We start from the raw sequence: 11,552 nt of genomic DNA on the forward strand, positions 1-11,552 counted from the left end.
AATTTTCTAGAATGACATGGCCTATGACATTTGCCCAAAATGCACCCTCCTTACCCAATCGCAAGCAACAAATTATTGATTCTATTGATCAAAATTTCGACAAAATTAAAGAATTTACGATCTTTAATCGGAAATTTCATCGCCAAGATCAAGAATATCATCAATTTCTGATCGAACCGCAGTTGAAGGTTCTTGAAATTGGATGCGGGAATGGTGATTTATTAGCAAGTGTTGCCCCAAGAGTGGGGGTTGGAATTGATATTAGCCCAAAAATAATTGATTATGCAAAAACCCGTCATCCAACTTTCACCTTTTTCACCCACGACGCAGAAGCAGCCTATACAAAATTAAAAGACCAAACCTTTGATGTGGTCATCATTTCTGACGTCATCGGTTTTTTTGATGACATTCAGCTCGCTCTTGAGAACTTAGCCCCCTTATGTACTCCCGATACTCGCATCATTATTTCTTATTATACAAAGCATTGGGAGTTTATGGTCAAGTTTGCAGAATTATTGGGAATTAAAGTTGCACAACCCCCGCAAAATTTTCTCTCAACGGTAGATATTGAAAAATTAGCCGAACTTTCTGGATTTGAGTTGATTCGCAAAGAGTATCAACAACTCATACCCATTTCATTACTGGGAATTGACACAGTCATTAATAAATTTATCGCAACTCTTCCCGGCATTCGAAAACTATGTCTTCGAACTTATGTGGTTGCCAGGCCCCGCCCTACCTATGTTCCAAAAACATTTTCGACAACCGTCGTGATTCCATGTCGAAATGAAAAGGGAAACATTGAGCCCGCCATACAGAGGCTCCCTCAATTTTGTGACGATATGGAAATTATTTTTGTTGAAGGACACAGTGGTGATGGGACTTGGAAAGAGGTTTTAAGGGTAAAGGATGCCTATCCCCATCTCGACATTAAAGCCTTTCAGCAAACGGGTAAGGGAAAGGCAGATGCCGTTCACTTAGGGTTCGAGAAGGCTCGGGGTGAGCTCCTCATGATTCTGGATGCTGATTTAACGGTTCCCCCTGAGCAGCTTCATAAATTTTACCGGGTGATCTCTTCAGGGCAAGGTGAGTTTGTCAATGGAACCCGGTTGATTTACCCGATGGAAGATCAGGCAATGCGTTTTTTTAACTTCATAGCAAATAAAGCCTTTTCTTGGATCTTTTCCTATCTTTTGTCTCAAAGGTTTACGGACACTTTGTGTGGAACAAAAGTCTTTCTTGCCAAAGATTATAAGCGCATCATTGAACAACGGAAATTCTTTGGTAACTTTGACCCATTTGGGGACTTTGAGTTGATATTTGGCGCTTCAAAACTCAATTTGAAAGTTATTGAGGTCCCCATACGCTATGAAGCGCGGTCTTATGGTTCTACCCAAATTTCCCGTTGGCGCCATGGGGTCATACTTTTAAAAATGGTGATGCATGCCTATAAAAAACTTAAACTCTTTTTTTAACCTTTGGTTCGTGTGGGGCCTACTCGCCACGCTCACACTAGCTCTACCCCTTCTCAACGCCTGGTTGGGCTTCCCTGGTCAAGCATTATACGAAGAACTTTATAGTGCGGTTGGTGGCATCGTTCCCTACTCTGATGCCGCGGGATATCTTCAAGGAGGACACCGACTGATTGATTTAGGCTATCTTGACTCATGGAACATGCGCCGCCCCTTAAATGCCCTGTTCTTAGCTTTTCGCTTAAAGATTGCAAATGGTAATTTTTGGTATGTGATGCTCTTTCAATTGAGCTTCATCATTTTTGCTTTAACACTCTATTTAGGAACCTTGCGCAAGGACCTTGGGTCTCTTGCAACAATAATCTCTTTGGCTTTTTTCTTTTTTTTCGCACAATTTTATAATCACACAACTCTTTCCGAGCCTCTTGGCTTGACTCTTGGTTTGTTGAGCTTTGTCTTGTTATGGAATGGTTGGAATCTGAAGACTCGTCTTACCTTTAATGCCGGTATGGCTGCTCTTGCGATGGCATTATGCGTAAGGGCTGGCCCCAATTTTATGGTTTTATCTCTACTTCTTCTCGTTTATCTACACCCCTTCACGCAGTCTCGTTCCCTTGATTTATTATGGAGTGGTTTATCTTTCGCGATTCCTTTTATTTTCATAACAAAGCTATCCACTTTCTATGGTGACCCCTCAAGTTCGGGAGAAGCATTCTCAAACTTTTCCACAGTCGTATATGGCCTTGTCAATGGCGGAAAAGGTTGGCTTTATGCCTCTCAAGACCCGCATGCATCAGCCTTGATCGCTGGAAAATCAGAATCAGAACTCTCTCGTATATTATATCAAGAATCCTGGCGAATTTTTAAAGACAATCCCTTAAATTTATTGCGAGGACTGAGTTTAAACTTATGGAACTTTTTCTATTATTTCATTCGAAGTTTTAGCTTTGGAAGCGGGATCGTGCGACTCGTAACAACCATTCTCTTAGTGATGTTCGGGTTCTTCATTGGTTTTCGGATTTCTGCCAAGCGTCATTTTCTTAATAGAGAATTCTTGTTTTTAACGATTACGTTTTTAGGGATCGCTGTTTCATCAACGGTCATATTCAGGGATGGGGGATTTCGAACATTTGCCGTTGCTATCCCATTTATGGGGGCATTGTTTGCACTCGCATTTGCCTCCCCTCCTTACATGATAGAGCGGAAAACTTTCGAGAGTATTTGTTCTGCTTGTTTTGTTGGGTTTATCCTTATTGCCTCAGCTTTAGCCCCTTATATTCCTTCTAAAATGAATGTACCGTACCCGGCTCCTCTTGCCCCAATCAAGATTCCTGGTCAGGATGTTGTGGTAACCTATAACGTTAACAAACAGCCACATCTTATCATTGATTCAGCTTCGGGTTTACACTTTAGAACGATATCCCCCACCCAAATTGAGGACGTGTGGGATATTTACCAAGATAGCCCCTTCGGTATGGAATTAAAGAGACTCACAAATAAATATAAAAACAATAATCTTGTCTTATTATTTGTATACGACTATATTTCACATTCTAACAAATGGATTCTTAGCGAGAAACATATTCTAGATTTAAATTCAGAATGGCTCACAATTAATTGTGACTTAATTGAAAAGGACTTTAAACTTATTTACAAAGCAAACAGCTTCATAGGTATACCCAACAAATGAAAAAAGCTTTTATTACAGGTGTTAACGGTCAGGACGGGGCTTACTTAAGCCAGCTGTTGTTAGAAAAGAATTATCAGGTCCATGGGCTCTTGCGCAGAGCTTCTGTGAACAACACCGAACGCCTGAAGGGATTAGAGCAGAACCCAAATTTTATGATGCATTATGGGGATATGACCGACTCATCCAACCTGATTCGTCTCATAGGTCAAATACAACCCGATGAAATTTATAACTTAGCTGCACAAAGCCATGTGGCGGTCAGCTTTGAAACACCAGAATATACCGCAAATGCGGATGCAATTGGCCCTTTGCGGCTTCTTGAGGCTCTGCGCATTCACAACCTCACCAATAGAGTTCGCTTCTATCAAGCTTCGACATCTGAGCTCTATGGTAAAGTCCAAGAAATTCCCCAAACAGAAACAACGCCCTTTTATCCTCGCAGCCCCTATGCTGCTGCAAAATTATATGCCTATTGGGTTACCATAAATTATCGAGAAGCCTATAATATACACGCATCTAACGGTATTTTGTTTAATCATGAAAGCTGGATGCGGGGAGAAACTTTTGTCACTCGAAAAATCACCCTTGGGATTGCGAACATAGTCAATGGGTCCAAAGAGCCTATCTTTCTTGGAAATTTAGATGCGAAACGCGACTGGGGGCATGCGAGCGATTATGCTAATGCCATGTGGCTCATTGTGCAGCAGCCAACACCCGATGACTACGTCATTGCAACAGGTGTCACCTACACGGTACGAGAATTTGTATCAAAAGCTTTTGAGGCTGCGGGCATCCCCATTGCCTGGTCTGGCAAAGGTCTTGAAGAAGTCGCAACCCGATTAGATACTCATGAAAAGGTTGTGGGTGTTGACCCTTTATTTTTCCGACCCACCGAAGTTGAATTGCTGATTGGAGATTCCTCTAAGGCAAAGTCAAAACTCGGGTGGGAACCAAAAGTGTCCTTCACAGACCTTGTCTCAGAGATGGTTCGAGAAGACATTCAGAACTTTTCAGCCAGACGTACAATTTTATTAGGATGACCATGAGTACACAAAACGTTCTTCAGGGAAAAAAGATATTTGTTGCTGGCCATGGGGGAATGGTTGGACAAGCTCTTGTGAGAGCCCTCTCAAAGGTAGATTGTCACCTATTAACGGCGACACGCTCTGAGCTTGATTTACAAGATCAAAGCGCCGTAAGAAGCTGGTTTGAAGATAAAAAACCAGAAGTTGTTTTCCTTGCTGCAGCAAAAGTTGGAGGTATTCTTGCCAACAGCCTTTACCCTGCGGACTTTATTCATGACAACTTGTTGATTCAACAAAATGTTATTGGTTCTGCCCACCAATCTAAAGTTGAACGACTTGTCTTTTTGGGCTCATCTTGTATTTATCCGCGTCTTTCCTCTCAGCCTATCCGAGAAGATTCCCTTCTGTCTGGACCCTTGGAAGAAACAAATCAATGGTATGCGATTGCAAAAATTGCCGGGCTCAAGCTTGTTGAAGCTTTCCGTCGTCAGTACGGAGTTGATTATATCAGCATCATGCCAACCAATCTCTATGGGCCTGGTGATACTTATGATGCGGAAAACAGTCACGTCATTCCCGCCCTGATTTTAAAATTTCATGAAGCAAAAATAAACATGACCCCGTGTGTGAGTTTATGGGGCACAGGCACTCCAATGCGGGAGTTTTTGTATGTGGATGATTTGGCTGATGCGTGTTTATTCCTCGCAAACAATTATTCAGATATGGACCCCATCAATGTTGGAACGGGTCAAGATATCTCCATAAAGGACTTAAGCGAAATCGTTGCAAGAGTCGTCGGTTATGACGGGGCAATTACTTTTGATGGCGCCCAGCTGGATGGAACCCCAAGGAAGCTCTTGGACACCACAAAGTTGTCTAATTATGGATGGACGGCTAAGATACCTTTAGAGGCAGGTCTAGAACTTACGTATCAAAACTTCTTAACGAGATATTCATCATGAAGATACAACCCGTTATTCTTTGTGGCGGAGGCGGTACACGCCTTTGGCCCCTATCCCGAACATCTTACCCAAAGCAGCTTCTCGCTCCCTTAGGCGGCTTAAGCTTGCTACAACAAACAGCCCAGCGCTTCTCCCAGCCTGAGTATGAAACGCCAATGATCATCAGTAATGAACATTACCGATTTTTAGTAGCAGAACAAATGCATGAAATTGGGATTACACAAGCCGCAATTATTCTTGAGCCATGTGCCCGCAACACTGCCCCAGCCATGGCATTGGCTGCGCATTTTATTAAAGATCCAGAAACCTATATCCTCTTCTCACCTTCAGATCATCAGATCTTAAATTCCAAGGTTTTGAATGAAGCCATCCAAAAGGCAAAAATTGCAGCGGATCAAGACAACATCGTCGTTTTTGGCATTCCCCCTGAGGGCCCAAAGACAGGCTATGGCTATATTATCCCAAAATCTGAAGCAATGAGCGAACACGTTTTTTCTGTCGAGAAATTTGTTGAGAAGCCAGATGCTCCTAAGGCCGAAGAATTACTGAAATCCTCTTGCTTTTGGAATAGTGGCATCTTTTTTGCCAAGGCTAAGGTGTTTCTAAAAGCCCTCCAACAGCATCTTCCAAACACCTTTGATCATGCTAAGGCAGCGATTCAAAATTCAAAGCCTGACCTCGACTTTATTCGCGTTCCCAAGGATGATTTTGAGAAGTGCGATAATATTTCCATAGATTATGGCGTTATTGAAAAAAGTGATCATATTGTCGTCGTTGCTTGTCATGACATTGGTTGGTCTGACATCGGTACATGGCAAGCTGTTTGGGAATTGAACACTAAAGATGAAAGCGGCAACGCCATCATAGGAGATGTCATTGCCCAAGATGTCAAAAACAGCTACATCCGTAGCGATGGTCTATTGGTGTCCGTTATTGGCCTCGAGAACCTTATCGTTGTGGCGTCCAGCGATGCCGTACTGGTTGCCAATAAAGCCAATGCCGAAAATGTGAAAGAAATCACGACACACTTAGCCCATAATTTGCGCTCAGAGTTGGATTTCCATAAACGGGTTTACAGACCTTGGGGATATTACCAAGAAATTGATTTGGGGGAGCGGTTTAAGGTGAAGCGGTTGATGCTTAAAAGCCAATCCAAAACATCTGTGCAAATCCATTACCATCGAGCAGAACATTGGGTCGTGGTCACGGGAACAGCAAAAGTGCAAATTGGGGACAAGACGCAACTTGTGCACGAGAATGAGTCTATATACATTCCCGCTGGCACCCCACACGCTGTTGAGAATCCTGGAAAAATTGAGCTCCACCTCATTGAGGTGCAGTCAGGAAGTTACCTTGGAGAAGATGATATTGTGAGACTTAAAGACATTTATGGTCGCGTTTAATGACGACAGACATCTTAGAAAACCATCGAGAGATTTGGAGAAATAAACCTGTTTTAAAGGCGATTTACCAGGATTTTTATGACCGGATCACGTCTCATGCAACGTCGGGAACCACCCTTGAAATTGGCGGTGGTACTGGGAATTTAAAAGAATACCTCCCCCATGTAATCTCGTCCGATATTATTTCATCTCCCTGGTTAGATTGCGTTTGTGATGCGCAAAAGCTCCCCCTAGAAAATGGGTGCCTTGCCAATATCGTGGCTATTGACGTTCTCCATCATATCGAACGACCCATTCGATTCTTCCAAGAAGCTTCGAAAGCACTTCAATCCGGTGGCCGAATTATTCTCTTGGATCCTGCCATCACACCTTTAAGTTGGTTTTTTTACCACTTTATTCATGAAGAGCCTGTCATTCTGGATTCAAATCCGCTCGAAGATGGCCCCCTTTCTTCTGATAGAAAGCCATTTGATGCCAACCAAGCCATACCGACGCTTCTCTTTGGAAAGCATCAAGCAGCTTTTTCCAAAGCGTTTCCCGACCTACGAATCATTCAAAAATCTTTTATGAGCCTCTGGTGCTATCCGCTTTCAGGAGGGTTTAAGAGATGGTCCTTAATCCCAAAATTCCTCATTAAACCATTGTTGGCTTTCGAGAAAATAATGGAGCCTTATTTTGGATTCCTGTTTGGATTTCGAATACTCATCGTACTTGAAAAGATATGATGCTTCTTGGCCTCTTTTTCTGTGAAACATTTACTCAAAAGGGCTTCTGCAAGAATACAGTGTGAGCATGAAATGTTCTCATACAATAAGGAACCCCTGGAATATACTTTAAGATTTTTGAGATGTGTCGCAATCGCCCAGGGGAATGCTTAATAAACAAATCTTCTCGAAACTCAACGCGTCTAAACAAGGCGTTAAATTTTTCATAGAGCTCTCCTGAGCTCAAATAATTTAGATTGTTCTGGCAATAATTATAGTTTTGTTCACAAACAGCCGCAGGACTTTTACCACCTTGAAATTCATTACGAACTCCCATTTTCGCCCAAAAATGAAGATACGCTTTGGATGAAATTGCTCCAGCAAAGGGGACATAAATATGAGGCTCTATGACGCGCCATTTTGATGGAAAATAGTGTAAAGAGATCCCCCCCGGCTTCAAGAGATCATAAATCTGTTGAATCGTTTGAGGGTAATCCATGACATGCTCAAAGACTTGATTCGAAAAAACAAAGTCGAAACTGCCCTTGTGAGTGGCCATTTCCTCAATCGAAAAGAAGAAGTGAGATGAATCATTCGAATGCTTCTTACTCAAATAGTTTTCAACATCATACCCGTAAACCTGTCCATACCCTCGGTCAGGAAAGGCCTCTACAGCAGCCCCCGCACCACAACCAAAATCAAGAATCTTGGCCGTCAACGGAAGGACAAAACCCATATCTTTCAAAATATTTTCGCTTAGAATCAACTCAGAAACGTGATCCGACATTCTCTACTGCGCCCCATATGATTGAAGAAATGATAGCCTTAATCTCATGAGGCGTCCTCACACGGATACGCAAGAATATCCACCGTCCCCTGATCAGGAATGATCTTATAAATATTCTCCATTGTTACGGTTTTATGTGTTTGGGAATCCTTCATGGTATAGCTAATCTTTTTAAAGAATTCAAAATACTCTTTAAGGGCCACATTTTTTTCTTTCAATAAGTACGTGCTGAGCTCAAAAATGATAAGGGGTCTAAAAATCACAAGCGTATTGATTGCCCCTCTCAATACATTTAATTCATAGCCATCGGTATCAATTTTTATAAAATCGACTTTAGGAATTTTTTCAATTCTAACAAAGTCATCAATAGATATCTGAGAGGAAGTCGCCTCCTTTTCTTCTCCTAAATGAATCTTATGCTTTTTCTCATTGAGTCTTAAAGAGTCAATAGGCCAACTTGAAAATGCTTTAAAATCAGTAGTTTGTGATGAATGTTCCCCAACAAAGGTTTGGATGGGCACAATCCGTTTTGCAAGGGTTGGATTTAAGGCTAAATTATTTAATAACTTTTTCCAGGCAAAATAGGTGGGTTCAATTGCGTAAATTTTGGCGTCGGGTAGAATCTGTGCAAGGTTCAAACATATTGAACCTATGTTTGCACCCACATCAAAAACAATTGGTTCAGCATTGAGTTTTTGAGAGAGGTTCTTATAAATATGCTTTTGGAAGTTTCCGAAGAGAAATATTCTTAAATCGATTCCTTCTTTCAAATCTAATTCATACCTAATCCCTTGTCTCAAAACAATTTGATGATCCTTTATCCCAAATAGCCGAATGAGACGGTATAAAAATTGAGCAACAAGCATTTTTGTTTTTGTCGCTTGTAAAAAACTTAACATATCAAAAAGACTCCAATAGACCCGCACACATACTCATCAACAATCACTTACTCTATTGTCACGAGTTTTTGAATACCCCGAAGATTGAGCCTCTTCACGCGGCGCGGATCTGCATCAACCACTTCAATTTCGAGACCAACAGGATGGATGATCAACTCACCACGCGTTGGCACCCGCCCAGCAAGGGCAACCACAAGTCCCCCCAGAGTATCGATTTCATCCTCAAGACCTTCGACCACAAGATTGATGCCGTATTTTTCAGAAATTTCTTCAAGGGTGACGCGAGCATCTGCCAAAATACTGCCATCGCTCCGTTCAACAAGTTGATAACTTGGTGAACGGTCTTGGGCATCTTGAATATCCCCAATAATTTCTTCAATTAAACCAGAAAAAGTAACAATGCCATCAACGCCACCAAACTCATCAACGACCATGGCCATTTTGGTTCCTGTTTCTCGCATTTGAAACAGCAAGTCAAGGGTTCGCATTGTCGGAGAGATGTACAATACATCTCTTATAAGAGTTTTAATATTTAAGGGTTTTTTTGTTGCGGCCCACATTAAAACATCCTTCGTCTCTACCATCCCAATAACTTCATCTAAATTACTTCGAAAAACAGGCACACGTGAATGACGCGATTTTGTTAAAACCCCCAATAAATCCGCACCGGGAATCGTGAGAGGAACAGCAATAATATCTACCCGAGGTACCATCACGTCTTCCGCTGTCAAATCTCGCAAACTGAGAACATTACCCAACAGCATGCGTTCATCCGATTCAATGGAAGGATTAGCTTCATCTTCCGTATCTTCGATTAATTCTTCAATTGTCTCTCGTAAACTATTGTCATGATCGGGACGAGTCACCCCTCGCCATTTGTGTCTTAGCCAATGGATTATTCTCGATCTGGCTGAAACTTCTTGGTCTGGATCAAATTGTGTAGACATTGTTTTCATCCTGATTATGGTCGCTCTTGGTAGGGGTTAGGTATCAACAGGGAAGTTAAAATCTTTATTTCTAAGGTTTCCATTGCGGCAGCATCCTCATCGTTCTCATGATCGTATCCTAGCAAATGAAGGACACCATGTACCACCAAATGTGTTAAGTGATGATCGAAAGATTTATTCTGAGCAACAGCCTCTTCTTGTATTGTCTCAAAGGCAAGAGCCACATCCCCTAAAATGACAGGGATTTGTGACCCCTTTCCTCTATGTATAGTAGCAATTTCTGCTAGTTCTAAACTGGGAAAAGACAAGACATTTGTCGGTTTATCTTTACCAAGATAGGTTTTGTTGAGATTTTGAATTGCATGGTTATCAGTCAATAAAACATTGATTTCTGAATCCATTTTCCATCGGGCTTCTTGTAGGGTCTGTAAAACAACAGGTTGAATAAGAGATTCCCACTCAAGGAGAGGCCGTTCCCAGCACGGTTTGTCGAGAATCACGACGATATCTATTGACGGGTCAGGATCAGGCATTTTTAATAGTCAACCAGGTTAAGGCGGTTTCGTGTATACTCGTCATAAGCATGGACAATTTTTGATACAAGGCCATGACGAACCACATCTTCTTCACCAAAGGTAAGATACCCAATTTCCTTAACACCTTCAAGGGCTCGTATCGCATCTTTCAATCCGGACAACACCCCGGCGGGCAAGTCAACTTGAGTCAAGTCGCCGGTAATGACCATCCGAGAGTTCACCCCGAGACGCGTCAAAAACATTTTCATTTGAATGGGTGTCGTGTTTTGGGCTTCATCCAAAATCACAAAGGCATTACTTAAGGTACGACCCCGCATAAACGCTAAAGGGGCGACTTCAATTTCACCATTCGTCATTCTTTTAATAACCTGTTCTGCCGGTAACATGTCATGGAGCGCATCATAGAGAGGGCGTAAATAGGGATCGATTTTCTCCCGCATATCTCCTGGTAAGAAGCCGAGCTTCTCTCCGGCTTCTACGGCTGGGCGAGAGAGAATGATTCGGTCTATCTGACCCGACAGCAACAAAGATACCCCATAAGCAACCGCTAAATAGGTCTTTCCCGTTCCAGCAGGCCCAAGTCCAAATACCAAATCATAGGTCTGCATCATCTTAATATATTCTGCTTGACGTGCTGACCTTGGAAAAACTATCCGTCGCTTTGTGGGAATGGAAACTTCCCCATTTTCTGTAGTTTCCCCTCCCCGATCAAAGGTGACCGAAGCACTCGCCAACCGAATGGCCGCATCAACATCCTCAATCTCGAGGGTGCGCCCTTTAGAAAATTGAGAGTAAAGATACTGAAGGGCTGACTTTGCATAACTAATTTCCGGCTCTGTGCCAGTAATTTCTATTTTCGTTCCGCGTAAGGCAATTGAAACATCAAGGCGCTGTTCCATACGCAATATATTGCGATCCTGGGGCCCAACAAGTGCTGACAACCCCTGGTTATCGTCAAATTTAACAAAAATAGTTTTCGACGCCTTTGCGGTCAAAGAAACACACCCTCTTTCATAAAGAAATCTTTCAATTTAATTTGAGTATGAAGCAAAAGTCAAAGCCTCGTCAACTTGATGCATTCCTCTTACGTGATAAGGCTTTATCATACAGTAACAACGTACCCTGTT

General features: G+C 42.2%; 11 protein-coding genes. 6 read left to right on the forward strand and 5 right to left on the reverse strand.

The features are described from left to right. Positions 1-11: 11 nt before the first annotated feature. The 6 genes from K2Y18_04120 to K2Y18_04145 are packed head-to-tail and all read left to right on the forward strand — an operon-like array spanning position 12 to position 7,277. Positions 12-1,475 carry a glycosyltransferase gene (locus K2Y18_04120; protein MBX9804924.1) on the forward strand — a complete coding sequence of 488 codons (1,464 nt, stop codon included), beginning with the start codon at positions 12-14 and terminating at the stop codon, positions 1,473-1,475. Beyond that, the gene (locus K2Y18_04125; GenBank protein ID MBX9804925.1) at positions 1,444-3,162 is read left to right on the forward strand and encodes a hypothetical protein; all 1,719 of its coding nucleotides are present in this window, start codon (positions 1,444-1,446) and stop codon (positions 3,160-3,162) included. The genes K2Y18_04120 and K2Y18_04125 overlap by 32 nt, the downstream gene beginning before the upstream one ends. Further along, complete coding sequence (gmd, locus tag K2Y18_04130; GenBank protein MBX9804926.1) at positions 3,159-4,202, forward strand: GDP-mannose 4,6-dehydratase; 1,044 nt, start codon at positions 3,159-3,161, stop codon at positions 4,200-4,202. Before K2Y18_04125 ends, gmd begins: the two co-directional genes overlap by 4 nt. 2 nt (positions 4,203-4,204) lie before the next feature. Then, positions 4,205-5,149: a GDP-L-fucose synthase gene (locus K2Y18_04135; protein MBX9804927.1), complete on the forward strand. Its 945-nt coding sequence runs from the start codon at positions 4,205-4,207 to the stop codon at positions 5,147-5,149. Beyond that, complete coding sequence (locus K2Y18_04140; protein MBX9804928.1) at positions 5,146-6,552, forward strand: mannose-1-phosphate guanylyltransferase/mannose-6-phosphate isomerase; 1,407 nt, start codon at positions 5,146-5,148, stop codon at positions 6,550-6,552. The genes K2Y18_04135 and K2Y18_04140 overlap by 4 nt, the downstream gene beginning before the upstream one ends. Continuing rightward, entirely contained in the window at positions 6,552-7,277 is a 726-nt protein-coding gene (locus K2Y18_04145) for a class I SAM-dependent methyltransferase (protein MBX9804929.1), read from the forward strand. The genes K2Y18_04140 and K2Y18_04145 overlap by 1 nt, the downstream gene beginning before the upstream one ends. 34 nt (positions 7,278-7,311) lie before the next feature. Here the strand turns inward: K2Y18_04145 and K2Y18_04150 are convergent, their stop codons facing one another. Genes K2Y18_04150 through K2Y18_04170 form a run of 5 tightly spaced genes read right to left on the reverse strand, consistent with a single transcriptional unit; the run spans position 7,312 to position 11,420 of the window. Further along, a complete protein-coding gene (locus K2Y18_04150) occupies positions 7,312-8,043 on the reverse strand; it encodes a methyltransferase domain-containing protein (protein MBX9804930.1) in 732 nt (243 codons plus the stop codon). Positions 8,044-8,087: 44 nt separating this feature from the next. Further along, positions 8,088-8,942 carry an FkbM family methyltransferase gene (locus K2Y18_04155; protein MBX9804931.1) on the reverse strand — a complete coding sequence of 285 codons (855 nt, stop codon included), beginning with the start codon at positions 8,940-8,942 and terminating at the stop codon, positions 8,088-8,090. Between the two features lie 47 nt (positions 8,943-8,989). After that, positions 8,990-9,889 carry a hemolysin family protein gene (locus tag K2Y18_04160; protein MBX9804932.1) on the reverse strand — a complete coding sequence of 300 codons (900 nt, stop codon included), beginning with the start codon at positions 9,887-9,889 and terminating at the stop codon, positions 8,990-8,992. A 14-nt stretch (positions 9,890-9,903) separates the two neighbouring features. After that, positions 9,904-10,422 carry an rRNA maturation RNase YbeY gene (ybeY, locus tag K2Y18_04165; protein MBX9804933.1) on the reverse strand — a complete coding sequence of 173 codons (519 nt, stop codon included), beginning with the start codon at positions 10,420-10,422 and terminating at the stop codon, positions 9,904-9,906. A gap of 2 nt (positions 10,423-10,424) precedes the next feature. Then, entirely contained in the window at positions 10,425-11,420 is a 996-nt protein-coding gene (locus tag K2Y18_04170; protein MBX9804934.1) for a PhoH family protein, read from the reverse strand. Positions 11,421-11,552 lie beyond the last annotated feature (132 nt).

It is taken from the genome of Alphaproteobacteria bacterium (genome assembly GCA_019746225.1).
Taxonomy (GTDB): domain Bacteria; phylum Pseudomonadota; class Alphaproteobacteria; order Paracaedibacterales; family VGCI01; genus VGCI01.